The sequence below is a fragment of the Labilibaculum euxinicum genome (assembly GCF_963678175.1).
Classification (GTDB): Bacteria; Bacteroidota; Bacteroidia; order Bacteroidales; family Marinifilaceae; genus Labilibaculum; species Labilibaculum euxinus.
This window is the reverse complement of the sequence record NZ_OY782756.1, coordinates 5,050,488-5,076,144: the sequence shown is the minus strand read 5'-3', so window position 1 is coordinate 5,076,144 and position 25,657 is coordinate 5,050,488. Positions and strand designations below refer to the sequence as shown.

Sequence of the window (25,657 nt, the reverse complement as noted above, 5' to 3'; positions counted from 1 at the left end):
AGAAAATACAATGGGCTGTAAATTTTACATTTACAGCCCATTGTATTTAATCTTGGTTTTCGTGTTGATGTTTTCCCCGTTCTTTTATTTGCCTTAACAGCATGTTTTGGAATTGCCTTTCGGTATGATAAAGCGTAAGTATTTTTTTAGCGGAGAGTATCTTTTTATATTTTAGATGGTACTCTTTTTGAAGCTTTGCTTCCTGCAATTTAAGCTCAATCAGTTCGTCACTTAAATCGCCTAACTCTTTATCGGATAATTCTGCAGAGTTGTTGCGTAGTTTTCTGAAAAGAATTCTGCCTTGGTCTCTGTTTTCCTTCCTCTTTTTTTCCAATTCATTGTAAAGCGGCCAAAATAATTGAGCCTCATCAGGTGTTAATTCTAATTTTTGAGTAATGAAGGAGATTTTTTCAGCTGCAAATCGTTCACTCATCTGATCGTGCATACCGTGTTCTTTTTCCTGTGCAATGCCTGAGTAACTAAAGCTAACAACAAGTGTTAACAGGATTAAAATTTGTTTCATGTTTGGCCTGTTATAAGTTTGCTAATAAAGATTCTGAATCAATGTCAAAATCAGAAAGATATTCGATTATTTCATCAGATGTAGCCTCAGGGCTTTCATCTGAAAACCAATTAAGTTCATCCAGACTTGTACTTTGAGTATCAATAGCCGTATTTTCTGTTTGCGAAAACTGTTGAATTTTGTAATCGGATGGAACAGAATTGATCAGTACAATTTTAGCAATAAAAAGGATCCCAACTACGCTGGCTGCCATCCAGAAGTATGGTTTTAATACTTGTAACAGTCTTTTATTTGGATTTTCTTCCGTTATAATTCTTTCCTGAACCCGATCACTTAGGTTTTCAAAGTAATCCACAGGAACTTTAAATGGTTGATCGTTTTTCATGTTCGACAGATTATTCATGTTTCTTATAGTATTTAGACTGTCTGAATAGTAATTGGTTTAATTTACACTTCGTTTAGTTTCAAAAGAGATTCGATTTTTTTTACTGCATGATGGTAAGAAGCTTTTAAGGCTCCGACTGAAGTCTCTAAAATTTCAGACATTTCATTATATTTTAAATCATCGAAATATTTCATGTTAAATACCAAACGTTGTTTTTCAGGCAGCTTCAGGATTGCTTTTTGCAATTCCAATTGAGCCTTGTTTCCATCAAAATAAGGATCTGCCTCTAAGTTTGCTAAAAGTATATTTTCAACTTCGCTATTTGAGTATCCCAAATATTTTTTTTGCTTTTCTTTTATAAAAGTTAAGGCCTCATTTGTAGCAATCCGAAACATCCAGGTAAACAATTGGGAGTCGGATCTGAAGTTTTGTAAACCTTTCCATATTTTCACAAAAGTATTTTGCAAAACGTCATCAGAGTCGTCGTGCAAAAGAACAATTTTTCTGATTTGCCAATATAATCTTTCCTGGTATTTCTTCACCAAGAAGGAAAATGCCTGACTTTGTGTATTCTTATCACTAAAAAGTTCCAGTATTTCTTCGTCAGATTTGTGGTTCATCAATTTGCATTCAGGTAATGGATTTTAAAAATAGCTATTTCACATTTGTTATGCGTTAGGTAAGACTATTTTCTTGGTAAAAGGTTTAATTTGGGATCAAAAAAAATCCGGAATCGAAACGATCCCGGATAATTTTTATTTGCATTGTATATTATTTTTGAAGCAGAGCTAATACTTCTTTTACAACATTTTCTGCAGTGTAACCAAATTTTTCATCTAAAATATTTGCCGGAGCTGAATAACCAAAATGATCCAATCCAATTGATTTACCAAGAGGGCCAACCAATCCAAGAAGAGTTACAGGTAAACCTGCAGTTAATCCAAGAACGGGAATTCCGGCAGGAATTACTTCGTTTTGATATGCCGCAGATTGAGTTCTGAATAATCCTTCTGAAGGAACAGATACAATTTGAACCTTTAATCCTTTTTCAGCACGTAAGATCTTAGCACCTTCAACTAAAGTTGCTACTTCCGATCCACTTGCTAAAAGAACAACATCAGGAGCTGTTTCAGGTTTCTCAACAATGTAAGCACCTTTTTGAGCCTGAAGAGCTTCCTTGTAACGATTTTCTTTCGATGGAAGTTCTTTAATGTTCTGACGGGAAAGAATTAAGGCAGTAGGAGTTTTTGTGTTCTCCATTGCCATTTTCCAAGCCACGGTGGTTTCATCAGCATCAGCAGGACGAAGAGCTAATAAACTCATTTGTCCGGAGTGATTTTTCAACTGCTCCAGTAAACGAATCTGAGCTTCCTGCTCAATTGGCTGATGAGTTGGTCCATCTTCTCCAACGCGGAATGCATCGTGAGTCCAGATATATTTTACCGGAACCTGCATTAAAGCCGCTAAACGAACTGCAGGTTTCATGTAATCAGAGAATACAAAGAAAGTTCCACAAGCAGCAATAACACCACCGTGAAGAGCAATACCATTACAGATAGAAGCCATAGTTAATTCGGCAACACCTGCCTGAAGGAATGCTCCGGAAAAATCACCTTTAGCAAGAGCTTTGGTGTTTTTCAAGAAACCATCAGTTTTATCAGAGTTACTTAAATCAGCCGATGACACAATCATGTTTTCAACATTTTTAGCCAGTTCAGCCAAAACTACAGATGAAGCTGAACGAGTTGCATCACCTGATTTCTGAACAATTGCTTCGTAATCAAGTTCCATAGCTTCGTTGCTAAAGAACCTCTCAAGTTTAGCAGCCAATTCAGGATTTGCTTTTGCCCATTCAGCTTGTTCAGCTTTTTTTGCAGAAGCATATGCTTGTTTTTTCTTTAGAACTTCGGCGTAATATTCTTGAACTTCAGGGAAAATCTGGAATGGATTTTCTGGGTTTCCACCTAAGTTTTCAATTGTTTTTTCGATTGAGGCACCAGCAGCACCTAGTGGTTGTCCGTGAGTAGAAACCATATTTTCGAAGCTGCAACCATCCACATCAACAGCACCTTTACCCATTAGGGTTTTTCCGATAATAAGAGTTGGTCTTTCACTTTCGTTGTTAGCGGCTAATAAAGCTTCACGAATTGCTGCTGCATCGTTTCCTTTAATCGTAATAACATTCCAGTTCCATGCTTCGTACTTTTTAGCAGTATCTTCAACTGTAACTTCTTCAACTTTAGTTGAAAGTTGGATGTTATTGGAATCATAGAACATGATTAAATTGCTTAATCCTAAAGTACCTGCAATTCGACCAGCTCCCTGAGCAATTTCTTCCTGAATTCCACCATCAGAAATGAAAGTGTAAATTTTATGTGACATCCAGTCACCGAAACGGGCTGCTAGAAAACGCTCTGCAATTGCAGCTCCAACAGCCATAGTATGACCTTGTCCTAAAGGACCGGAAGTGTTTTCAACACCTCTTGCAACTTCAACTTCAGGATGACCGGGAGTTGGGCTTCCCCATTGTCTGAAATTTGCAAGTTCTTCCATTGTATAATTTCCGATTAAGGAAAGAATGGAATACAACATTGGAGACATGTGACCTGGGTCAAGGAAAAATCGATCGCGATTAATCCAGTTCATATCTGTTGGGTCAAAATTTAAAAATTCAGAATAAAGAACGTTGATAAAATCGGCTCCGCCCATAGCGCCACCCGGATGTCCGGATTTAGCTTTCTCTACCATTGCAGCAGATAGGATACGAACATTATTCGCAGCCATGTCAGTTGCTGTCAGATCCACTTGGTTTTTCATTTCTTTTAGATCCATTTTTGAAAATGAGATTTTAGATGATAAAAACTTGGTAAGGTTTTATTAATGCATGCAAAGATAAACAAAAATGCCTTTTAGCACCATGTAAACACTTAATAAAAGCTTTTAAATTAAGGTTTTTGCAATATTAGAATATTGTAAATCAATATGATTACAAGCGTACAGGTATTGATTTGCCGGATGTTATAACAAAACTTGCTTTTTTGGAGCTTTGCGACAGATAGGCGTTTTTGTTACGGAATATGATATGATATATACCTGGTTGAAGAGTCAAAGTTTCCCGTAATGATTTTTCGGGGATGTTGTAAATCCATTCTAATTTACTTCCTTTTTGAACAAACATGCTGCACGGGCCGGTAGTTGGTTTAAAAATAGTAACTAACCCAGGTTGTGGAATTGTGATTGAAGTAGTTTTGCTTTGATTGATTTCAACATCAGGAATTAAAATCCGTGGAAGGCTTAAAATTTCCAAATTGTATTTGCCGGTCAGGTATTTAGTTACCTCATTGGGGGTTTGGATGTTAATAATTTCTGTATTTTTTCGGATAAGAATTTGTAAATCTTTGTACATGGTTGTTCTCGGGCATTCAATTTTCAGCATTCCCTGAGGAGCATCAAATCCAATGGTTGTGTGCTTGCCGGCAATCAGTCTAATGCTGTCGCGATGCAATTCGGGTATGGTATGAATTGTAATATTATAAGTAAGCAGCGGATCTAAAAATAATGTATCAGGATTTCCTTTTGCATTCATGGTATGCATAAACTGATATCTTACTTTATCAGAAACAGAATTGTAAAATGTCATTGGAACATCAGTTTCTGTAGGGGAACCATTGGCTTCAATTAAATTTATTTGCGCCGAAGTTTTGTTCAAAACCTGCGAGATAACATACTCCAATGTTCCTCCGAAGCGTTCTTCTTTTTTTACTTCAAGAAAATTCCCAATGCATTCAAAACTGCTTTTAAAATCAACATCAAGACCAATTCCAATAATAAATGGTTTTAAGAAGATTCCTTTTTTTTGTAATTCTAACGATACAGCACAAGGATCACCATCGCAGGCTTCAACACCGTCTGTAATAAGAATAATCACATTTCTGATATCGGAATTTACTTCCGGGAAGTCGCTGGCGGCCAATTCTAAAGAATGGGCAATTGGTGTTGTTCCTTTAGGATCAATATACCGTAAGGTTTGTCTTATTTCTCCTGCATTACCCGGTTTAAAAGGTACTTCCAGTTTGGTATCATTACAATCCTGTGGAGGAACAACGCTTTGATGACCGTATACTCTTAAAGCCATCTCAACATTGTCTTGATATTCCAGGCTGTCAATCATCTGAATCAAAAATTTACGGGCTATATTTATTTTTTTTGATTCCTCCCAGTATCCATTCATGCTTTGAGAAGCATCGAAAATGAATAATATTCTTGTTTTTTCAACTTTTTCAAGAGCCCCTTGAGCTATATTTAGTTTTGAACACAATAGCAGTAGTAAAAAGATTGAGAAGTATTTAAGATTTGATTTCAAGAGTCAGGGAGTTATTTTGATTAGTAAGTAAAGATAGGGAATGTGTTAAAGAATTAAAATCGATAGTTCCTGTAATTTTAAATTTAATTAATGATAGGTGTATTATGGTTAATTGTCAATTGTTTACCATACAAAATTTTGGCGCATATTGAAATTCGATGTAAAGGTTAAGATTTGCTTATTTGAGATGTTTAATATTCGGGCTTGCGGTATTTATAAGCCTGTCAACTTTCGATAGTTCATCTTTAATTTGCAACAGCATAATTTGTGAGGAGATATCAGAAGAGGATGTAAACAAATCAATTGCTAATTGCATTTTCCCTTTGGCTTTTATCAATCTAAAATAATTTAGAGTATCTATTTCACCATCGAAACTTATCATATTTCGGGCGTATCGATAATATTCGATAGCAAGATTGAATTTATTGTTTGGATTTGTTCTGTATATTTCCTGAGCAGTTTTCAATCTTTTCTTTGCGTCAGACAACAGTTTAAAATTTGATAAGGTGTCGGTATAGTTGTAATTGGCTGGGGCAGTTTTTAGATAATTTTTTATTGATTCTTCTCCCGAATTGAATATTTGTAAGCTAATTGGAGTTTCTAAAAATTGCCACATTGGAATAATAGGTAAATGGCTTAGGATAAATTCTTCAGGAGAAACCATAAAATACTCGTTTGTTTTGCTCTTAATTCCAGAATGATAGAGTATTGCATTGGCCCAACTTAAATCAAAAAAACGCCATTCATTATTTATTTTAACAACATTCCACGAATGAGTAGCACGATCTTGCAGGGCTCCATTTTTAGTGATGTATCCTCCAATGCTATAGGATTCAAATCCGGAATAAGTGCAGAAAAATTCAAATAACTTAGAAAACCCTTCGCAAACCGCTTTCCTTTTCTGTAAAACACAAACCGGAGAAGAGCAATTGTTTGACCCCATATAAAACAACAGGTTCGGGTCGAATAGTAATTCTACCTGATCTTTATATTCTATATTAGAGATAATCCATAGGTAAAAAGCCCGGATTTTGTCCTCATCATTTTTTGCGGGAGCTGTTAAATAATCGTGCAATAAAACAATATTTTGGGATAAGCTGTCGGGTGTTTTTCTTACATGACGGTCAATACTTCCATATCTACCGAATGCTGGTTCCTGAGCCTGCACCAACCCAAGAGAAACCAATGTTAAAAAAATAAAGATTGCCAGTTTTTTATACATAGTAAAACGACCTATGCTTAAAGCTAATGAAAATATAGATAGCCTATTTACTGATTTTCATCCTTTAACATTTATTTAGGAGATAAAAGTATAAAATTGGCACAACGAAAATTAAAATGTACTTTTGCACAGATTTTTTTAAATTGAATAGTAGCAAATCATATAATATATAAATAGCCATGGCTTTACAGTGTGGAATTGTAGGATTACCAAATGTTGGAAAATCCACCTTATTTAATTGTTTGTCGAATGCAAAAGCACAATCGGCAAATTTTCCTTTTTGTACCATTGAACCTAATGTTGGTGTAATTACTATACCCGATGAACGTTTAATCAGATTAACTGAATTGGTAAATCCGCAAAGAGTTCAGCCTTCGGTAATGGAAATTGTTGATATTGCCGGTTTGGTAAAAGGAGCAAGTAAAGGAGAAGGTTTAGGAAATAAATTTCTTTCAAACATACGTGAGACGAATGCGATTATACATGTTTTACGATGTTTCGAAGATGACAATATTGTTCATGTTGATGGTTCTGTAAATCCTATCCGGGATAAAGAGACCATTGATATTGAATTGCAGTTGAAGGATTTGGAAACTGTTGAGGCAAGATTGCAAAAGGCGGCTAAATTGGCGAAAATTGGAAAAAATCCTGATGCAGTTCGTTTAACTGAGGTATTGGGAAGATATAAGGAAGCTTTAGAACAAGGAAAGTCTGGGCGTGTGGTTGAATTGAGCGAGGCTGATGAGAAAGTATCAGGGGATCTTCACTTACTAACTACAAAACCTATTTTATACGTTTGTAATGTTGATGAAGCATCTGTAGTGAATGGCAATGTTCATGTTGATGCGGTTCGGGAAGCGGTTAAAGATGAAAATGCAGAGGTAATTGTTGTTGGTGCCGGTATCGAAGCTGATATTGCAGAACTGGAAACTTACGAAGAGAAACAAATGTTTTTGGAAGATTTAGGTCTAAAGGAACCAGGCGTTAATAAATTAATTAAAGCAGCATTTAGATTGCTTAATCTTGAAACTTATTTCACAGCAGGTGTAAAAGAGGTAAGATCATGGACCTATCCTAAAGGAGCGAAAGCACCTCAGGCAGCTGGTGTTATTCATACCGATTTTGAAAAAGGATTTATTCGTGCAGAGGTAATTAAGTTCGAAGATTTTTCAACTTTAGGGTCAGAAGCAGCTTGTAAGGAAGCTGGTAAAATGAATGTGGAAGGAAAAGAATATGTAGTTCAGGATGGTGATATTATGCACTTCCGATTCAACGTATAATTGAATTTTCCAATGATACATGAATGGCTGTTCAATTTGAACGGTCATTTTTTTGCATTATTTATCTAAATCAAGATTAGTATCTTTGTCATCGGGAATGATTTTGAATTGCCCATTACTAATTATTCATTATATAATTTTATTATCGCATGTTTCGTACAGTTTTGTTGGTAGGAATAGGAGGGTTTTTAGGAAGTGTCTCTCGATTTTTGATAGGACAAGGTCTTCATCGTTATTTTGACACTATTTTTCCAATAGGAACCATGACGGTAAATATTGTAGGCAGCTTTATAATAGGAGTAATATATTCCATGGCAGAACGGGATAATTTGGTGAGTCCGGAAATGCGGATGTTTCTGGCTGTAGGGTTTTGCGGAGGTTTTACGACTTTTTCATCTTTTGCATTCGATAATCTTAATCTTTTAAAAGACAGTGGATTTTTGTATCTTTCAGTATATGTGGCCGGAAGTGTATTTCTGGGATTACTTGCAGTTTACTTTGGCACACAAATTCATAAATTATTCTAAACGTAAATTGATATGAAACTGAAAGGCAAGGCCAAGCTACTTCGCGTATTTGTTGGTGAAGCCGATCGGGTTTATCAAAGACCTCTTTATGAGGCAATTGTTTACGGAGCAAAAAGATATGGTTTGGCAGGAGCAACAGTTCACCGGGGAATCATGTCTTATGGCGCAAATTCACGAGTTCATTCTTCAAAAATATTTACTTTGTCAGATGATTTGCCAATCATTATAGAATTGGTCGATTCTGAAGAAAAGGTGAACGGCTACCTTCACATTCTTGAATTGCTAATTGAAAAATCGGGTGGAGGAGGAATGATTACGATGGAACAAGTTGACGTAATCAGATATCAGCCTCAGAAAAAATAATTGTTTTGATATTTGAATTTCCAAATGTTAAAGATCCTGTAATATCAAAATCTATTCCTGTTTAATTAATTCGAATCCATTATATTTGTGGCGAATAGTTAATAACCACAACGAGAATTATAATGAGTAAGAGATTCGGCACCCTATTGTTTGCATTACTAGTATTTACAATTCAATTTTCAATTGCACAAAATACACGAAAAATCCCATCAGAAAAACCAAAGCTTGTTGTAGGTATTGTTGTAGATCATTTACGTGCCGATTATTTTTTTCGTTATTCAAATTTGCTTGGAGATGGAGGATTCAAACGATTAATGAATCAGGGAACCTATTGCAAAAACGCTAAATTTAGTTATTTGTATTCTCAAACAGGACCCGATCATGCTTCCATATTTACAGGTACACCGCCAGCTTTTCATGGAATTATTTCCAACGGATGGTACAATCGGTTATCGGGAGAACTTGAATTGGCGAAAGAAGATTCAGAAACCAAACTTGTGGGAATAGAATCTGAAGAGAAGGGGATTTCGCCAAAAAAGATGCTGGCATCAACATTAGGAGACGAAATTAAGTTGTTCAACTCTCGTTCGAGAGTGGTTGGTGTGGCTTTAAACTGTGAATCAGCTTTGTTTTCTGCCGGTCATGCTGCCGACGGAGCTTATTGGATGGATGATCTTTCAGGGAAATTTATAACATCATCGTATTATCAGGACACCTTATACAATTGGGTAAAGGAATTTAATGAGAAAAAGTTTGCTGATTTTTATCTAAATCGTGTTTGGACACCTTTTAATGATGGAAATGCACCGAGTGTGTCTGATAAATTACTTGGGAAAGTTGGTTTGAATAATCAGTTCTTCTACGATTTGAATAAGGAGAAGAGAGAGCACGGATACAAGGCGATTAAAAAGACACCTTTTGGGAACATGTTGGTAAAGGATTTTGCTATATCTGCTATTATTAACGAGAATTTGGGGAAGGATGACGATGCTGATTTTTTATCTGTTACCTTTTCCTGTTTGGACGAGAAACATAGAGACTTGTCTCCTTTTGCTCCCGAAATGATTGATAATTTTATCAGATTAGATCAGGAATTGGAACATTTCCTTTCGTTTTTAGATGAGCAGATTGGACTGGAGAATGTATTGGTGTTTGTAACTGCCGATCAATCTGCTAATTATACGCCCGAGAATCTTTCAGAACAAAATATTCCGAACGGCTACTTTAGTACTTACAATGCAATTGCTTTATTAAAATCGTATTTCAATATATTATATGGAAATGGAGAATGGGTTTTAGGCTACGATTCACAACAGGTTTATTTGAATCATCAGCTGATTGAAGATTCGAAACTGTCAATTATTGACCTGCAAACAAAGGCTGCAGAATTTTTAATTCAGTTTTCGGGAGTGGCAACTACTACTACTGCGAATAGTTTGGTGAAATCGAATTATACACATGGAATATTGCAAAAAGTGCAACGCTCTTTCAATCAAAAACGTTCGGGAGATGTAATGCTTACTTTGGAGCAAGGATGGATGCATAAAATAAAAGATGAACGTGATGAAATAGCGCAATATTCATATACCAATCAGGTTCCTTTATTTTGGTACGGATGGAAAATTAAGCGGTCGGTAGTTTCACGATCAGTTTATATTGAGGATATTGTTCCTACCGTTTCAAGTTTCTTAAATATTTCGATTCCTTCCGGATGTGATGGAAATCCGATTGAAGAGCTGGTGAATTAAAATTTTTCTTAATGGATATTAAGCCAGTAGCAATTGACGATTCAATAACTATTGGCTTTTTTTATGGAATAAACCAGTAAATGGTTATCGAACTGCAGATATTGAAATGTGTAGGTTTCGGAAAAATCGGCTCTGCAAACCTGACCTGAGAAAGTAGAGTCGCCCGGAGAAAAAGGGTCAATCTTTAATTCATCAATTAAATGAACATCTTTTTTCCCATACATTTTAATTAAACACTCCTTGGCACACCAATGCTGATAAAGATGTAAGATCTTATTTTCTTCTTCAATATTATCTAATTCGGCTTCAGAAAGGAACCGGCTGGCAATTCTATTTACCCGATCCGATAAATATTCCATATCCAATGCAACAGAATGCTTGTCTCCAATTAGAATTCCAACGTATGATTTCGTATGAGAAATACTAATATTCAAGTCTGAGTTAATAAGATGAGGCTTGCCGTGCTCATCATTTTCAATCTGAATATTTTCCCCTAAGCTCAATTGCAGCAGGCAACGTGTTGTTGCAAATTCAATTTTACGGGATTGGCTCCCGAACGAGTTCAGTTTTGCTGTTTCGCCAGGTGTTAAGTTTACAATCTGCAGCAGTTCTTCTAAAGATTCAGTGGTTTTCCAAACAATTAGTCTGCAGAAATTATTAATTTGTATTTGATTGCAAATTGGCATGAATTACAATATTAGCTTATTTCCACTTTAGACTTTCCATCAGGCGAACAATGTCTTTGTCAATGAATTGGATAACCGGCGCCAAAGAATCTTGATTAGGATGTTCCCGAAAATACAAAGCACCTCTTAAAAAATGATTTGTACTATCTGTTGCAACAAACTGAACCGATGATGCTGCATTGCCCTTAATCCGATAGATCATACCATATACCTTTTCTTTATCATTAATATAGATTTGCTCGGCAATAGCATCTGCCATAATGGAGTGTTTGTATGCCATTTTCCTGGAATCTTCAAGATATTCTTCCAGATTGTTATCAACATTTTTATAACTAAGGTGAATGGTTGCATGGTATTCGGGATATTGAATGTTGATCCAATATTTTTCAGCTCCTTTACTTGGATCCTCTTCAATTTTAGCCATTGATAAAAGATCGAAACTGTATGGAAAATCTGAATCCCAATTCTGATATTCCTTTGATGGAAAATCAATTCGGAAATATGCTTTTGGTTTGGGAGTATATTTCTTTTTACACGAAATAGGGACCAAAACGACAAGAATAAAAAGAAAGGGTGAAAGAATTCGATACAATTTCATAAGTTGCAGATGTAGATGCAAATGTTGGTTAAGAACATTTGTTTGTTTAATGACACGAAATTACTTTTTCGCCGGGAGTTTTGGTAGTATAAAACGAATTTTTTTGATTCGACGGTTATCAACAGCTTCCACAATAAAGCGATAGTGTTTGTATTTGAATTCTTCTTTTTTTTGTGGAATCTCACCTTTTATTTCAAGAAGTAAGCCAGCTAAAGTTTCAGCATCACCTTTTACCTTATCGAAAATATCCGATTCAATATCTACAATTTTAAAGAAATCGTTTAGCGATGTTTTTCCTTCAAATAAGTAGGAACCATCCTCTTCCTTGGTAAAAGTAGCTTTACTATCATCCGACTCATCGGTAATATCCCCAACTATTTCTTCAATAATATCTTCCATGGTAATGATTCCTGAAGTACCTCCATACTCATCAACAACAACCGCCATATGGTTTTTCTGAGTTTGAAATTCTTCCAGTAAATCATTTATTTTTTTTGTCTGTGGCACATAGTAGGGTGGGCGGATAATAGATTGCCAACGAAATGTATTTGGTTTATGATGATGAGGAAGTAAATCTTTCACATACAATATTCCTTTTACATTGTCAAAGCTCTTATCAAAAACAGGAATTCGTGAAAAACCTGATTCAATAATTACTGATTTTAATTTACTAAAGCTCGTTCTAACGTCTACGGCTACTGCATCCATTCGGGATATCATTATTTCTTCAACATTAATATTGCCAAAGTTTACAATTCCTTCCAAAATTTCCATTTCTTCAGATATTTCATCGGCAGTTAATTCCAATGCCTGAGAAAGATCTACCATCGAGATGTTCTGTTTTTTAGAAATACGATTGTTGACGATAGATGTTGATTTAATAAGTACGATAGAAAGAGGTTGAAATGCTTTTTCTAAAAAGAATAACGGATAAGCAACAAATTTTGAAAAGTTCAAAGAAGTTTGTGCCGCATATACTTTGGGGATTATTTCACCAAAAAGTAAAAGTAAGAATGTAATGATCACTACCTGAACTACAAAGCCCAGCGTTGGAGCATTTGAAAAATCGACCAGAGAATTAGTGATAAAGCTGGATAAGATTACAATTCCAATGTTTACAAAATTATTGCCAATTAGGATCGTCGCCAGTAATCTTTCAGGTTGGCTTAATAATTTTAAAAGCTTTTTGTTTTTTGGATTATCCTCGGCTTCCAAATCATTAATGTTTTGTGGAGAAAGTGAAAACAAAGCCACTTCTGATCCTGAAATCACCGCAGAACAAAACAAAAGAAGTACCATTATAAGCAAACTTATAATGGTACTTATATTTATAGAATAAAAAGCAATATCAATATTGCTTAAAAAAAGTTTAGTAAATTCTTCAGTTTCCAATTTTGTATGAAATTAGTTTTAAATAGGATGCCTAAAATGGAAGATCATCCGTTTCTTCTGCGTCAGATGAGTCGGAAGTAGTTTGTTGCGCGACTTCAGGACTTCCTTGTGGTTCAGAGCTGTTTTCTGCTTTACGGCCTAACATTTGCATAGTGGTTCCAAAAATTTCAGTAGTATATCTTTTTACACCGTCTTTGTCTTCCCAGTTACGTGTTCTAAGTTGTCCTTCAACGTAAATCTGCATTCCTTTTTTAACGTAAGTTTCTGCAATTTCAGCCAGTTTACGCCACAATACAATATTGTGCCATTCTGTTTGGGTCACTTTTTCGCCACTTTTATTGTTGTACGTTTCGCTGGTTGCAAGTGAAAAGTTACAAACGGCTACACCATTGTCAAGATATTTCACTTCCGGATCTTTACCAACATTTCCAACAAGAATTACTTTGTTTACTGACATATTTTGATTTTTTTAATTTAACAATAGTTTAAAGATACAAACTTATTATAGGATCATAATGTTATTATGGGTTATTTTTATTCATTATATTTAAATGATCTTCAATTAGTTTCGGGAACGGGTATTCCGATATGTCGGAATGATTAATAATTATATATCCATATTTCATTTTATCGATATCCATTTCGATGTGAATGAATTTTGTGTGCAGGTTTTGATGGCTTAATTTATGAATCACATTTTCGGATACCGAATGAATCACTAATTGATTGTTTCCAAATAACTCTTTCCATTCAGAAGTTTGTAACAATTCATTCGTTGAAATAGGTTTATTGTATTCAATCAAAGGATATTGGAACAAGTTCTCCCAAATGTCTTTTTTCTTTCTTTTTTCGATTAAAAACCGACTTTTACAAGATAGAAACAAATAGTAAAAATATCGATTTTTAGTCTTAATTTGTTTCGATTTAACGGGGAATTGATCAACTTGTGCATTATTGTGGGCAAAGCAATTTGCGAGGAGTGGACAAATATCACATTTAGGATTGCGGGGAATGCATTGAAGAGCTCCAAATTCAATAATTGCCTGATTGTAGATCTCAGGTATGGCATTTCCCATTGTTTGGCTTGCTATTGCTTGAAAGTATTTTTTCCCTTCGGTACTGTCAATTGCTTTGTTAATGCCATATAGTCTTGACAAAACCCTATAAACGTTTCCATCAACTGCGGCATGTGGCAGATTGAAGGCAAATGAAGCAATCGCCGCAGCAGTATACGTGCCAATACCTTTTAATTTAAGAATCTCTTTGTAAGAGTCTGGAAAAACACCATTATATTCTAATTGAATAGTTTTTGCAGCAGTATGTAAATTTCGGGCCCGGGAATAATAGCCCAATCCCTGCCATAGTTTTAATACTTCCTGCTCCTCTGCCTTAGCTAAATCGGAAATTGTTGGAAATTGTTCCAAAAAGCGATTAAAATAATCAATAGCTGAGGCTACTCTGGTCTGTTGAAGCATGATTTCTGATATCCATATTTGATACGGATCTTTTGTTTCCCGCCATGGTAAGTCGCGTTTGTTTTGCAAATACCAGCTTATGATTTGGTTACTAAGCATCTTGAAAATATTTGTCCTGATTTATTTTTTTTCAAATTTGGGTAAAAATAATTGTTTTCGATTTCATTAATAGCTAGAAATCATATATATTTGCATTCTGATTTGAGAAAATGATGATGTAAATAATTGATAATTAAAGATTTTTTAAGAGATGACTAAAGCAGATATTGTTAACGAGATTTCTAAAAACACAGGAATTGAGAAAATTACAGTACAAAAAACTGTTGAAGCTTTCATGGATACTATCAAAGGTTCTTTGGTAAAAGGCAAAAATGTGTATTTAAGAGGTTTCGGGAGTTTTATCGTTAAGAAAAGAGCAGAGAAAACTGCAAGAAACATTTCTAAAAACACAACAATTATTATTGCTGAGCACTTTATACCAGCTTTTAAACCAGCTAAAACATTCGTTAGTAAAGTTAAAACTAACGTAAAGTAGTCTTAGATTGTAATTAATTAAAAATATTGAAGATATGCCAAGCGGAAAAAAAAGAAAGAGACATAAAATGGCTACGCACAAGCGTAAGAAAAGATTAAGAAAAAACCGTCATAAGAAGAAGAAATAGATTCTTTTGAATTGATTGTTTGTAGTAACAAAATAAATAAACCTAAAGAACTTTTTAGTACTTTAGGTTTATCTATTTGTAAGAACTGATTATCTTTATTAAAAATAAGAAAAAAAGTAGTGAGTAACGAGCTTGTAATTGATGTAACCCCTAATGAAATTGTAATTGCTTTACTGAGCAATAAGCAACTGATTGAGTTAACCAGAGAGAAAAGTAATCTTCAGTTTGCTGTAGGTGATATTTATCTGGGAAAAGTGAAAAAGATAATGCCGGGTCTTAATGCTGCATTTATTGATGTAGGATATGAGAAGGATGCTTTTTTACACTATTTGGATTTAGGTCATCAATTTAGATCTCTAAGTAAGTTCCTGCAACAGGCTTTAGCACGAAATGGTCGTAACCTTTCCATCTCTAAAATGAAATTAGAGGCGGATATCGACAAAAATGGAAAAATATCCGAGATTTTAAAGTCGGGTCAGCATATACTTGTTCAGGTTGCAAAAGAACCAATTTCGACAAAAGGTCCTAGATTGTGTTCTGAAATTTCTATTGCCGGAAGAAATCTGGTATTAATGCCTTTCTCAGATAAAGTTTCCATTTCTCAAAAGATTAGCTCTGCCGAGGAGAAACTCCGACTGAAAAAACTCCTTCAAAGTATCAAGCCTAAGAATTATGGTGTAATTGTTCGTACGGTTGCTGAGGGGAAAAGAGTGGCTGTTCTTGATCAGGAATTAAGATCTCTTGTAGAGAAATGGGAGTCTGGTTTTGAGCACATTAGAGATGTGAATCCACCTAAATTAGTGTTGGGGGAAATGGATAGAACATCGGCTATTTTGCGTGATATTCTGAATTCTTCGTTCGAGAATATATATATTAATGATGCCAACGCAGCAAAAGATATTAAAAACTACATTGAAAGCATTGCTCCCGAGAAATCTAAAATTGTAAAGCATATTACTGGTGATGTGCCAATTTTCGATCAACTTGGTATCGATAAACAAATTAAATCTTCTTTTGGGAAAACCGTTTCCTTCAAAAATGGTGCTTATTTAATTATTGAGCATACAGAAGCTTTTCATGTTGTTGATGTAAATAGTGGAAATCGTTCCAAAGCAGGAAACGATCAGGAGTCAAACGCAGTAGAAGTAAATTTAGCTGCAGCTGAGGAGATTGCCCGCCAACTTCGCCTGCGCGATATGGGAGGAATTATTGTCGTTGATTTTATTGATATGCATTCTGCCGAAAACAGACAGAAAGTTTTCGAGAAAATGAAAGAAATAATGGGGCTTGACCATACGAAACACAACATTTTACCATTGAGTAAATTTGGTTTAATGCAGATTACCCGCCAACGTGTTCGTCCTGAAATGAATGTTGAAATTCAAGAAGTGTGTCCAACTTGTTTAGGATCAGGGAAAATAACTCCTGCAGTTCTGCTTACCGATCAGATAGAACAGAGTCTTAAGCGACTGGTTGATGAGCAAAATGACAAGAAGTTTACTTTAAAAGTACATCCTTTTGTTGCAGCATACATCAACAAAGGAATTTGGAATACATTGCGTAGAAAATGGCAATCTGAATTTGGAATAAAGCTTTCTGTTCGTGAAATTCCTTCTTACGATATGTTGGTTTATAAATTCTTCGATAAAAACAATCAGGAAATAGAGATGTTATAATTAAGTATACAAAATTTCTGATCTGAGGGTTTTCGAAACTTTGTTATCATTTTGTTAAAGGCTTTGTTAAGGTGCTTTATAATATTAATTTTATGCGTTAAAGCATTTAAATTATAGCACATGAAACAAAAACTTCTTATTTTATTCCTTGGAGTTTTCCTTAACAGCCTTATCTCCGTTCAAGCACAAATTCGTGAAACGGTATCCTGGGATTTTTCAACAGAAAAAGTTAGCAACAACGAAGTTAACTTGGTTTTTACAGCCAAAATAGCCAACGAATGGCATCTTTATTCCCAACATTTCCCGGATGGTGGTCCAATTCGGTTCAGTGCAACTTTTGCAGAATCGGATAATTATGAATTAATTGGAGATTTGGAAGAGATCACCAAGCCAAAATCAGAGTACGATGATATTTTTGAAATGGATATTCAGTATTTTGTTGGTGAGGCAATTCTAAAGCAAAAAATAAAATTACTGTCCGAATCAGCATTTTCAGTAAATGGGGAAATGGAATATCAAACTTGTCGCGAAGGCGAGTGCGTGATGTTTACACCCGATTTTGAATTCAAACTGAATGCCGGTAAAACTTCTTCAGCAGTTGAGTCAACTCCTAAAGTGAAAGAGAAAATAAATCCGATGAAGAATCCTCGAAAGGAGTATACTTCATTGTGGTCTTTGTTCTTTATTTCATTTTCTTTTGGATTAATAGCTCTTCTTACACCATGTGTGTTTCCAATGATACCCATGACGGTTTCTTTCTTTATGCACAGTTCAGAAAACAGACGAAAAGCAATTTTTAATGCCGTTGTTTATGGAGTTTCAATCATTGGTATTTACACTATTATAGGAACCATTGTAGCGGTAACTTTAGGACCAAGTTTTGCCAACTGGCTAAGTACTCATTGGATTCCGAACATCCTGTTCTTCATAATATTCTTGTTCTTTGCGTTTTCATTTTTTGGAATGTTTGAGATCACGATGCCAAGTTGGATTGTAAATAAGTCGGTAGCAAATGAAGATAAAGGTGGTATAGCAGGTTCATTTTTTATGGCATTTACATTGGTATTGGTTTCATTTTCTTGTACCGGCCCCATTGTTGGATCTATTTTGGTTCAATCGGCTGGAGGAGAGGTTTTGGAACCAATTGTAGGAATGTTCGGTTTCTCTCTTGCTTTTGCCTTACCATTTACGCTGTTTGCTATATTCCCGTCGTGGTTGAATAATCTGCCAAAGTCGGGTGGTTGGCTTAATTCAGTAAAAGTTATCTTAGGATTTTTAGAGCTTGCATTGGGATTAAAATTTTTAAGTATTGCAGATCAGACTTATCATTGGGGATTGTTGGATCGTGAAATTTATTTGGGTATTTGGATTGTAATTTTCACATTGATGGGGTTCTATTTACTGGGTAAATTGAAGTTTAGCCACGATAGTGATATTAAATTTGTATCTGTTCCACGTTTAATGCTGGCTATTGCCTCGTTTTCATTTGTTGTTTATATGATTCCCGGAATGTTTGGAGCTCCATTAAAAGCGATTTCCGGTTATTTACCACCGCAAACAACTCAGGACTTCGATATTTCTGCAATTGTTCGCGATCAATCCGGGGCTAACAGTGTATCTGCAGCTATGGAGATTTGTGAAGCACCTAAGTATGCTGAGTATCTGCATTTGCCACATGGTTTAAAAGGATATTTCGATTTTGAACAAGGATTAGCTTGTGCAAAAGAGCAGAACAAACCTATTTTTATTGATTTTACGGGGCACGGATGTGTAAATTGTCGTGAGATGGAAGCCAATGTTTGGTCGGATCCGCGGGTGCAGAAAATATTAAGAGAAGATTATGTGATTATTGCCTTGTATGTTGATGACAAGCAGGCATTGCCGGAATCTGATTGGATTACTTCAACTTACGATGGAAAAGTGAAAAAGACCTTAGGTAAGAAATATGCCGATTTTCAAATTACACGATTTGGAGTAAATGCACAACCTTATTATGTGCTTTTGGATAAAGCGGAGGAGACTTTGGTTGAACCAAGAGCTTATGATTTAAATGCAGATGCATTTGTTGAATTTCTTGAAAACGGAAAAAAAGAGTTTAAGAATAGACAATAGAAATTACAGCATAGTTGTAACAGGTCGGGATGAATAATCATTCCGGCCTTTTTTTGTTTAGGCGTAGTTTGTTAAGAGTTGCTTAATATTTATATTCATTATAGAGAGTTTGATGTGATTTGAATGAAAAGAATGCCTATTTTTAAAAGTTTGCCTTTTGAAAAAACAAAAATTAGGCAAGCCGCATTAATCTAAAGAAATTTAAATAAAACGTATGAAGAAATACGATGTGATTATTGTCGGAGCCGGACCTGCCGGTATCTTTTGTGCTTATGAATTAGTAAAGAACAGAGATGATTTAAATATTTTAATCCTTGAAAAAGGGAGAGGAATGGATAAACGGAAGTGTCCAAAACATACCAATGGAGGAAAGTGTGTGCATTGTAAGCCGTGCAGTATTACTACCGGTTGGGCTGGAGCAGGGGCATTTTCTGATGGAAAACTTTCATTATCGCCGGAGGTTGGAGGTACTTTGCCTGATTATTTGGGTTTGGAGGAAACAATCAAATTAATTAAATATACCGATGAGGTGTATTTAGATTTTGGAGCCGCATCTGATATTCATGGGGAATCGCTAAGCCTTGAAATGCAGAAGATCAGAAAAAAGGCTATTGAGGCAAATTTGAAGTTGGTGCATTGTCCTGTTCGGCATTTGGGCACTGAAAAAGCTCAGGAATTATACCGGAAATTATACGATTACCTTATTAATAGAGGTGTTGCAGTACATTTTAACTGCGCTGTTGAAAATCTGATTTTAGAGGAAGATAAAATCAAAGGAGTTAAAAATGGAAAGGGGAGTTACTTTGCCGATATAGTAATGGTATCGGTGGGAAGAGATGGCGCAGATTGGTTAATGAAGGAGTGCAGTAAGGAAAGCATTTCTACCGAAGTTGGAGTGGTAGACATAGGTGTTCGATTGGAGTGCCGGAATGAGGTGATGAAGGATATTAATGACAATTTTTACGAGGCAAAATTGATTCATTATACGCATACTTTTGATGACAAGGTGCGCACTTTTTGTTCAAATCCAGGTGGTTTTGTATCGTCGGAATATTACGATGATAATTTGGCTGTGGTGAACGGACATAGTTTTAAAGATTTGAAGAGTGATAATACTAACTTCGCTTTATTAGTATCGCAGAAATTTACAGAACCTTTTAAAGCTCCTATTGAGTATGGCAAGCACATTGCTCGTTTGGCAAATATGCTCACGAATAATCAAATAATGGTGCAACGATTCGGAGACTTGATAAGGGGGCGGAGAACAACGTCGAGTCGTTTGTATCGAAATAACATTATACCAACACTAAAAGATGCAGTACCCGGAGATTTAAGCCTTGTTTTGCCTCATAGAATATTGAAAGATATCGAGGAAATGATTTTGGCTCTGGATAAAGTGACACCAGGTTTAGCCTCAGATGAAACATTATTGTATGGCGTTGAAGTAAAATTTTACAGCAATATCACTAAAGTGGATAATGGTTTTCAGTCTACTTCGGTTGAAAATCTTTATTTAGGTGGTGATGGAGCTGGAATTACCCGTGGCCTTATGCAGGCCTCGGTTAATGGAGTTGTTATTGCAAGAGAGATTTTAAAGAAAGTGTAATTACAGTTATTTTGTTGGTTGCTGATTCTATTGTTATCAGCAATCAGCTCAATAAATTTTTAATCGAAATTATTCTTTGGGTGCGGCAGGTAAAAACTAAATATACTTCCCTTGTTGGGTGTACTTTCAACAGCTGCCCAGCCGTCTTATTTTTGAACAATTCGCTTTACGATTGATAATCTTAATCCATTACATTTAACAAGATTATTTTCTAATTTCTGAGAATTGACAAAAAATGTAACGCATTGTGGACAAACAAACTTTTAAGTATTTATTTGTGTTTGGATGTTATACTTTTGTTGAATCTCTAATAATTAATCTACTTGACAGGTTAATTGTTTTGGGTTCCAATATGTTGTTTTCGTGAATTCTTTGAAAAAGCCTTTCGGCTGCAATTTTACCAATTTCTATTCCCATTGGGTCAATTGTTGAAACCGGAGGGTTGTACATTTGACTGAATGTATCTTCACAAAAACCAATAACAGCAATGTCTTCAGGGATTTTAATTTTAGCAGCATACAACGCTTTCATAATTCCAGACATTGTAAGATCGCTAATTGCCAGGATTGCATCAGGGGGATTTGTTAATTCTAAAAGCTTTTTTGTCTCTTTTTCAGCTTCCTCCGATGACTGTCCTGTTATAATGAATTCCTCATTAATTTCTATGCTATGTTTCTTTAATGCTTTCTTGTATCCACTAAGTCGGTTGCTGCTAATTAGTAGATTTGGATTCCCCAGACATATTGCAATTTTTCTTTTTCCTATCGAAATCAAATGTTCAACGGCATTGAATGCACCTGAAATATCATCAACTAAAACCATGTCTGCTTGAATGGATTTTGGAATTCGATCGAAAAAAACAATAGGAGTGTTATCCTCAATTAGAGCCGTGAAATGGCTTAAATTTTCGGTTTTTCTGGAAATGGAGACTAAAATTCCTTCCACATTATTGCTTTGCAGGATATCTACATTAAGCACTTCTCTTTCGTATGATTCGTTGGATTGCAGAATCATTAAACTATAACCTCTCTTATTAACTTCATTTTCAATTCCGTGAATAACAGAGGGGAAAAAAAACGGGGAAAGGGTAGGTACAATTAAACCAATCACTTTGCTTTTTTTATGCCGTAAGGACATAGCAACCGCATTAGGTTTGTATTTAAGCTGTTTGGCCATCATTTGTACGGCCTCTTTTGTAGCATTACTAATGTCGGGGTGATCTTTAAGAGCTCTGCTGACTGTAGATTTTGAAACGCCTAAGATTTTTGCAATGTCAATTATTGTAATGGTTTTATTAGTCATGAATAATATGTTTTCAAGGTTATTTTTCGAAATCGTTTGAAATATTTTATTAAAAGTTATCAACTGCAACCGGTTGCACGACCGGTTGCAGTTTTAACACTCTGTTTTTAAAGTATTTGCATGTTGACTATTATTTCAGGATTACATATATTTGTTAGTATAATCTTAGCTAAGATAACGATTGCGAAAAAAAAACGAATCAACTAACTACTATTTCTTTGAAATACCTTTGGGTGTAAATTTGAACAAAAAATTCCTTACATCCCAGATGTTTCACTCGTAATAGATTAATAAAATGAATTTATGAAACGAAAGATTCTTTTGACGTTTGCTAATCTTTTCCTTTTTATTGGATTGATTAATGCGCAAACAGGGATTTTAAAAGGGAACGTTACAGATAAGCTTTATGAAGAACCCTTAATTGGAGCATCTGTAGTTGTTAAAGGAACAACAAATGGTACTATTTCAAATATTGACGGGACTTATCAGTTGGAAAATATTGAAGCAGGTACCTATACTATTGTAGCATCTTTTATTGGGTACTCGAAAGTAGAGAAAGAAGTTACTATTATTGCAGATCAGGAAATTACTCTTGATTTTGATTTGTCTGCAGATTTAATTGGTTTGGATCAGGTTACTGTAACCGGTGTTGTGAATCAAAAATCGAACATTGAATCGAGTGTTGCGTTAACAACACTGAAACCAAAATTTGTTGAAGTTTTTGGAGCTGCAACTACGGCTGAACTATTTAAAGCAATTCCTGGTATCCGATCAGAGTCTTCGGGAGGTGAAGGAAATGCGAATATCGCTGTTCGTGGTATTCCAATTGCTTCAGGAGGTTCAAAGTTTCTACAAATTCATGAAGATGGTTTGCCGGTAATGCAGTTTGGAGATATCTCTTTTGGTAATGCTGATATTTTTCTAAGATCAGACAGAACTATTGGTCGTATCGAAGCCATTAAAGGAGGTAGTGCATCAACTTTCGCAAGTAATTCGCCTGCTGGTATCATTAACTTTATTAGTAAGAATGGTGCAGTTGAAGGTGGAAGTATTGGAATGACCATGGGACTTGATTACAAATCACACAGAACTGATTTTGAGTATGGAGCTCCAATTGGAAATGGATTCCGCTTTCATGTTGGTGGATTTTTCCGCGAAGGAGAAGGTCCTCGAAATCCTGGATATACAGGTAATAGCGGAGGTCAGATAAAAGCGAATATTACCAAAGAATTTGAAAAAGGATACGTTCGGTTGTATTTTAAAGTTTTGGATGATAAATCAATTGCGTACATGCCTATGCCGGTAAAAGTGACCGGAACAAAAGGTGATCCTAAATATAAGTCGATTCCTGGTTATAGTATTACCGGCAGTTCTCTTCAAAGTCCAAATTTCATGCACGTATTAAGTGTGGATGCGAATGGAAACAGCAGAACCAGTAACATTGGTGATGGAATGCATCCCGTTTCGAAAGTTGTAGGTGGTGAATTTTCCTTCGATATTGGTGAGGGATGGCAGTTGAAAGAAAAATTTCGTTATGCGAACAATCACGGTTCATTTGTGGCTCCGTTTCCTGCTCAAATTGGAAATGCAAACGATATAGCTGAAAGTATTGCCGGTGCAGGATATAGTTTAAGCTATGCAAATGGTGCGAATGCTGGTGTTGCTTTAAATGATTCACAAATCGGTAATCTAAATAATAATGGATTATTGATGAGAACGATTCTTTTCGACGTTGATATGAACGACCTTGGCAATTTCACAAATGATTTTTATTTATCGAAATCATTTGATAAAGTTGATTTTACGGCTGGTTATTATAAAGCACAACAAAAAATTGGAATGACTTGGTTGTGGCAGACTTTCCTTACTGATATTAGTTCTGACGGACCGAGATTAATGAATATTGAAAGTGCTGATAATTCTTACTATAGCAGTAATGGTTTGATAGCACATGGTGTTCCATTCTGGGGAAATTGTTGTACCCGTGGTTACGATATGACTTATGATATTGATGCTGTTTATGCAAATGTTGGAATTGAAGTTACTGATCAATTAAATATTGAAGGTAGTGTTCGTTACGATATGGGTGATGTAACAGGTCATTATTTGTCAAATTATCAAGCTCCTGTTGATGTTGATAATAACGGAAGCATAACTCCGGTTGAAGAAAGTGTAACTGTTTTGGATAATGCAAATCCAATGCCTGTTGATTACGATTACAACTATGTTTCTTATTCTTTAGGTGCTAATTATAAGATCAATGACGATCAGGCTGTTTATACACGCTACAGTAAAGGTGGCAGAGCTAATGCCGACCGCTTGTTGTATTCTCCGTTTATCACTCCTGAAGGAGGAACTGTTGATGGACTGGATGCTGATGAAATTAAGCAATTCGAATTGGGATATAAATACAAGTCTCCATCACTGGCTGTAATTGTTACAGGTTTTTATACTGATATCTCGGAACAGAATGAAGAGTTTGGTAAAATTATTAACAAGGAATTCACAACCTATGGTGCTGAATTCGAAGGGATTTATCAAAAATCAAATTTCAATGTGGCTTTTGGAGCAACTTACACACATGCCGAAATTGACAAGAGTTTAAACGCTGATGAAAAAGGAAATACTCCTCGAAGAGTACCTGATTTATTGTACAACATTACACCTTCATACGATTTCAACAAAGGCAAAACGTCTATCGGTTTTAGTTTGATAGGTACAACAAAGGTATATGCTCAGGATGATAATGGTATTGTGTTGCCAGGATATGCTTATGTGAATGCTTATGCCAGTCAGAACATTACCAAAGGTTTATCTATTCGTGCAAATATAAACAACTTGTTTAATACGATTGGATTTACTGAAATGGAAGGGGATTCTTTTGTTGAAAATACTACGAATTATATGCGAGCAAGACCTATTACAGGCCGGGCTTCAACTTTAAGTATTACATATACTTTTTAGCATATTAATATTGAAAAGCAGAGAATCGGGGGAGGTAAAGATCTCCTCCGAAACACTCAAAGTATGTCTTAAAGAATCAATGAACAACTAAAATATAAAATCATGAAGGGTGATATTATTGTAGTGGAAGAACACCATGTTAAGGTTGCAGGAAAAATTGCTCCCAGTTTGGTAGAGAAAATTAAAAATAAGGGCAAACGATATACAATTACCGTATCTGGTGAATCGGGAAGTGGAAAATCAGAAACAGGAAAGGCTATTGCCGATGAGTTGGAGAAGGAAGGAATAAAATCGGTATTGCTTGGACAGGATGATTATTTTGTTCTTCCTCCAAAATCAAATGATGCAAAAAGAAGGGAAGATCCTGAATGGTTAGGACCTCACGTTGAGGTTAAAATGGATTTAATGGATCAGAATTTACAGGATGCAATTGATGGCAAAAATGAGATTGTAAAACCTTTAATTGATTACAACCAGAATAGTGTAGAAAATGAAGTAATTAACCTGGAAGGAATTCAGGTTGTGATTGCAGAAGGAACCTATACCAGTTTATTGAAAAATGTAGATACAAAGGTTTTTATTGCCCGCAACAGAATTGATACACTGGAACACAGACAGAAAAGAAACCGTGGTAAGGAGGTTGGTGATCCTTTTATTGAGCAGGTTTTAATTACCGAGCACAAAATAATCGCTGGTCATAAACAACTGGCTGATTTTGTAATCACAAAAGATTATGAATTGGAAATAAAATAATTAACTGTTTTGCCTTAAAG

At 35.4% G+C, this 25,657-nt stretch carries 22 protein-coding genes; 10 read left to right on the top strand and 12 right to left on the bottom strand.

Annotated elements, in window-relative coordinates:
• Positions 1 to 46 precede the first annotated feature (46 nt).
• The 6 genes from ACY0M5_RS20090 to ACY0M5_RS20065 all read right to left on the bottom strand — a co-directional run bounded on the left by ACY0M5_RS20090 (position 47) and on the right by ACY0M5_RS20065 (position 6,493).
• Entirely contained in the window at positions 47 to 523 is a 477-nt protein-coding gene (locus tag ACY0M5_RS20090) for a hypothetical protein (protein WP_461630380.1), read from the bottom strand.
• A 10-nt stretch (positions 524 to 533) separates the two neighbouring features.
• Positions 534 to 926, bottom strand: coding sequence for a hypothetical protein (locus ACY0M5_RS20085; protein ID WP_461630379.1), 393 nt, complete (start codon positions 924 to 926; stop codon positions 534 to 536).
• A 44-nt stretch (positions 927 to 970) separates the two neighbouring features.
• Complete coding sequence (locus tag ACY0M5_RS20080; RefSeq protein WP_461630378.1) at positions 971 to 1,528, bottom strand: RNA polymerase sigma factor; 558 nt, start codon at positions 1,526 to 1,528, stop codon at positions 971 to 973.
• A gap of 151 nt (positions 1,529 to 1,679) precedes the next feature.
• Entirely contained in the window at positions 1,680 to 3,740 is a 2,061-nt protein-coding gene (locus tag ACY0M5_RS20075) for a transketolase family protein (RefSeq protein ID WP_461630377.1), read from the bottom strand.
• A gap of 154 nt (positions 3,741 to 3,894) precedes the next feature.
• On the bottom strand, positions 3,895 to 5,271 hold the full coding sequence (locus ACY0M5_RS20070) for a vWA domain-containing protein (protein ID WP_461630376.1): 1,377 nt from the start codon (positions 5,269 to 5,271) through the stop codon (positions 3,895 to 3,897).
• Between the two features lie 178 nt (positions 5,272 to 5,449).
• Positions 5,450 to 6,493 carry a transglutaminase domain-containing protein gene (locus ACY0M5_RS20065; RefSeq protein WP_461630375.1) on the bottom strand — a complete coding sequence of 348 codons (1,044 nt, stop codon included), beginning with the start codon at positions 6,491 to 6,493 and terminating at the stop codon, positions 5,450 to 5,452.
• Positions 6,494 to 6,672: 179 nt separating this feature from the next.
• Between ACY0M5_RS20065 and ychF the strand changes: the two genes are divergently transcribed.
• The 4 genes from ychF to ACY0M5_RS20045 all read left to right on the top strand — a co-directional run bounded on the left by ychF (position 6,673) and on the right by ACY0M5_RS20045 (position 10,411).
• Positions 6,673 to 7,773, top strand: coding sequence for a redox-regulated ATPase YchF (gene ychF / locus ACY0M5_RS20060; protein ID WP_461630374.1), 1,101 nt, complete (start codon positions 6,673 to 6,675; stop codon positions 7,771 to 7,773).
• Between the two features lie 149 nt (positions 7,774 to 7,922).
• On the top strand, positions 7,923 to 8,300 hold the full coding sequence (gene crcB, locus ACY0M5_RS20055) for a fluoride efflux transporter CrcB (protein ID WP_124992422.1): 378 nt from the start codon (positions 7,923 to 7,925) through the stop codon (positions 8,298 to 8,300).
• A gap of 12 nt (positions 8,301 to 8,312) precedes the next feature.
• On the top strand, positions 8,313 to 8,663 hold the full coding sequence (locus ACY0M5_RS20050) for a DUF190 domain-containing protein (protein ID WP_101308192.1): 351 nt from the start codon (positions 8,313 to 8,315) through the stop codon (positions 8,661 to 8,663).
• Between the two features lie 122 nt (positions 8,664 to 8,785).
• Positions 8,786 to 10,411 carry an alkaline phosphatase family protein gene (locus ACY0M5_RS20045; RefSeq protein ID WP_461630373.1) on the top strand — a complete coding sequence of 542 codons (1,626 nt, stop codon included), beginning with the start codon at positions 8,786 to 8,788 and terminating at the stop codon, positions 10,409 to 10,411.
• Positions 10,412 to 10,452: 41 nt separating this feature from the next.
• On the opposite strand, the gene ACY0M5_RS20040 is transcribed toward ACY0M5_RS20045, so the two are convergent.
• The 5 genes from ACY0M5_RS20040 to mutY form a co-directional block, all read right to left on the bottom strand.
• Positions 10,453 to 11,097, bottom strand: a complete 645-nt coding sequence (locus ACY0M5_RS20040) for a 4'-phosphopantetheinyl transferase family protein (RefSeq protein WP_461630372.1) — start codon at positions 11,095 to 11,097, stop codon at positions 10,453 to 10,455.
• A 16-nt stretch (positions 11,098 to 11,113) separates the two neighbouring features.
• Entirely contained in the window at positions 11,114 to 11,695 is a 582-nt protein-coding gene (gene gldD, locus ACY0M5_RS20035; RefSeq protein WP_124992419.1) for a gliding motility lipoprotein GldD, read from the bottom strand.
• A 60-nt stretch (positions 11,696 to 11,755) separates the two neighbouring features.
• Complete coding sequence (gene gldE / locus ACY0M5_RS20030; RefSeq protein WP_124992418.1) at positions 11,756 to 12,994, bottom strand: gliding motility-associated protein GldE; 1,239 nt, start codon at positions 12,992 to 12,994, stop codon at positions 11,756 to 11,758.
• Positions 12,995 to 13,118: 124 nt separating this feature from the next.
• A complete protein-coding gene (locus tag ACY0M5_RS20025) occupies positions 13,119 to 13,544 on the bottom strand; it encodes a single-stranded DNA-binding protein (RefSeq protein ID WP_124992417.1) in 426 nt (141 codons plus the stop codon).
• Between the two features lie 64 nt (positions 13,545 to 13,608).
• Positions 13,609 to 14,661 (bottom strand): A/G-specific adenine glycosylase, encoded by a 1,053-nt coding sequence (gene mutY, locus ACY0M5_RS20020; RefSeq protein ID WP_461630371.1) that lies wholly within the window; start codon positions 14,659 to 14,661, stop codon positions 13,609 to 13,611.
• A gap of 151 nt (positions 14,662 to 14,812) precedes the next feature.
• On the opposite strand from mutY, the gene ACY0M5_RS20015 reads away from it, so the two are divergent.
• From ACY0M5_RS20015 to ACY0M5_RS20000, 4 genes are all read left to right on the top strand, one after another.
• Complete coding sequence (locus ACY0M5_RS20015) at positions 14,813 to 15,097, top strand: HU family DNA-binding protein (RefSeq protein ID WP_101259605.1); 285 nt, start codon at positions 14,813 to 14,815, stop codon at positions 15,095 to 15,097.
• A 246-nt stretch (positions 15,098 to 15,343) separates the two neighbouring features.
• The gene (locus tag ACY0M5_RS20010; protein ID WP_124992415.1) at positions 15,344 to 16,900 is read left to right on the top strand and encodes an Rne/Rng family ribonuclease; all 1,557 of its coding nucleotides are present in this window, start codon (positions 15,344 to 15,346) and stop codon (positions 16,898 to 16,900) included.
• 120 nt (positions 16,901 to 17,020) lie between these two features.
• Complete coding sequence (locus ACY0M5_RS20005; protein ID WP_124992414.1) at positions 17,021 to 19,012, top strand: protein-disulfide reductase DsbD family protein; 1,992 nt, start codon at positions 17,021 to 17,023, stop codon at positions 19,010 to 19,012.
• A gap of 214 nt (positions 19,013 to 19,226) precedes the next feature.
• Complete coding sequence (locus tag ACY0M5_RS20000; protein WP_321318578.1) at positions 19,227 to 20,618, top strand: NAD(P)/FAD-dependent oxidoreductase; 1,392 nt, start codon at positions 19,227 to 19,229, stop codon at positions 20,616 to 20,618.
• Between the two features lie 288 nt (positions 20,619 to 20,906).
• Here the strand turns inward: ACY0M5_RS20000 and ACY0M5_RS19995 are convergent, their stop codons facing one another.
• Complete coding sequence (locus ACY0M5_RS19995; protein WP_461630370.1) at positions 20,907 to 21,920, bottom strand: LacI family DNA-binding transcriptional regulator; 1,014 nt, start codon at positions 21,918 to 21,920, stop codon at positions 20,907 to 20,909.
• Between the two features lie 303 nt (positions 21,921 to 22,223).
• Here ACY0M5_RS19995 and ACY0M5_RS19990 point away from each other — a divergent pair, with 303 nt between their 5' ends.
• Positions 22,224 to 24,884 (top strand): TonB-dependent receptor domain-containing protein, encoded by a 2,661-nt coding sequence (locus tag ACY0M5_RS19990; RefSeq protein ID WP_461630369.1) that lies wholly within the window; start codon positions 22,224 to 22,226, stop codon positions 24,882 to 24,884.
• Between the two features lie 102 nt (positions 24,885 to 24,986).
• Positions 24,987 to 25,637 carry a uridine kinase family protein gene (locus tag ACY0M5_RS19985; protein WP_461630368.1) on the top strand — a complete coding sequence of 217 codons (651 nt, stop codon included), beginning with the start codon at positions 24,987 to 24,989 and terminating at the stop codon, positions 25,635 to 25,637.
• The last annotated feature ends 20 nt before the right edge of the window (positions 25,638 to 25,657 follow it).

Excerpts from the sequence above, each read along its gene's own strand:
- gldE (WP_124992418.1), bottom strand. The coding sequence starts at position 12,994 with ATGGTACTTCTTTTGTTTTGTTCTGCGGTGATTTCAGGATCAGAAGTG.
- ACY0M5_RS20025 (WP_124992417.1), bottom strand. The coding sequence starts at position 13,544 with ATGTCAGTAAACAAAGTAATTCTTGTTGGAAATGTTGGTAAAGATCCG.
- ACY0M5_RS20000 (WP_321318578.1), top strand. The coding sequence starts at position 19,227 with ATGAAGAAATACGATGTGATTATTGTCGGAGCCGGACCTGCCGGTATC.
- ACY0M5_RS20075 (WP_461630377.1), bottom strand. The coding sequence starts at position 3,740 with ATGGATCTAAAAGAAATGAAAAACCAAGTGGATCTGACAGCAACTGAC.
- ACY0M5_RS19990 (WP_461630369.1), top strand. The coding sequence starts at position 22,224 with ATGAAACGAAAGATTCTTTTGACGTTTGCTAATCTTTTCCTTTTTATT.
- ychF (WP_461630374.1), top strand. The coding sequence starts at position 6,673 with ATGGCTTTACAGTGTGGAATTGTAGGATTACCAAATGTTGGAAAATCC.
- gldD (WP_124992419.1), bottom strand. The coding sequence starts at position 11,695 with ATGAAATTGTATCGAATTCTTTCACCCTTTCTTTTTATTCTTGTCGTT.
- ACY0M5_RS20015 (WP_101259605.1), top strand. The coding sequence starts at position 14,813 with ATGACTAAAGCAGATATTGTTAACGAGATTTCTAAAAACACAGGAATT.
- ACY0M5_RS20065 (WP_461630375.1), bottom strand. The coding sequence starts at position 6,493 with ATGTATAAAAAACTGGCAATCTTTATTTTTTTAACATTGGTTTCTCTT.
- ACY0M5_RS20090 (WP_461630380.1), bottom strand. The coding sequence starts at position 523 with ATGAAACAAATTTTAATCCTGTTAACACTTGTTGTTAGCTTTAGTTAC.
- ACY0M5_RS20085 (WP_461630379.1), bottom strand. The coding sequence starts at position 926 with ATGAATAATCTGTCGAACATGAAAAACGATCAACCATTTAAAGTTCCT.
- crcB (WP_124992422.1), top strand. The coding sequence starts at position 7,923 with ATGTTTCGTACAGTTTTGTTGGTAGGAATAGGAGGGTTTTTAGGAAGT.
- ACY0M5_RS20080 (WP_461630378.1), bottom strand. The coding sequence starts at position 1,528 with ATGAACCACAAATCTGACGAAGAAATACTGGAACTTTTTAGTGATAAG.
- mutY (WP_461630371.1), bottom strand. The coding sequence starts at position 14,661 with ATGCTTAGTAACCAAATCATAAGCTGGTATTTGCAAAACAAACGCGAC.
- ACY0M5_RS20040 (WP_461630372.1), bottom strand. The coding sequence starts at position 11,097 with ATGCCAATTTGCAATCAAATACAAATTAATAATTTCTGCAGACTAATT.
- ACY0M5_RS19995 (WP_461630370.1), bottom strand. The coding sequence starts at position 21,920 with ATGACTAATAAAACCATTACAATAATTGACATTGCAAAAATCTTAGGC.
- ACY0M5_RS19985 (WP_461630368.1), top strand. The coding sequence starts at position 24,987 with ATGAAGGGTGATATTATTGTAGTGGAAGAACACCATGTTAAGGTTGCA.
- ACY0M5_RS20045 (WP_461630373.1), top strand. The coding sequence starts at position 8,786 with ATGAGTAAGAGATTCGGCACCCTATTGTTTGCATTACTAGTATTTACA.
- ACY0M5_RS20005 (WP_124992414.1), top strand. The coding sequence starts at position 17,021 with ATGAAACAAAAACTTCTTATTTTATTCCTTGGAGTTTTCCTTAACAGC.
- ACY0M5_RS20050 (WP_101308192.1), top strand. The coding sequence starts at position 8,313 with ATGAAACTGAAAGGCAAGGCCAAGCTACTTCGCGTATTTGTTGGTGAA.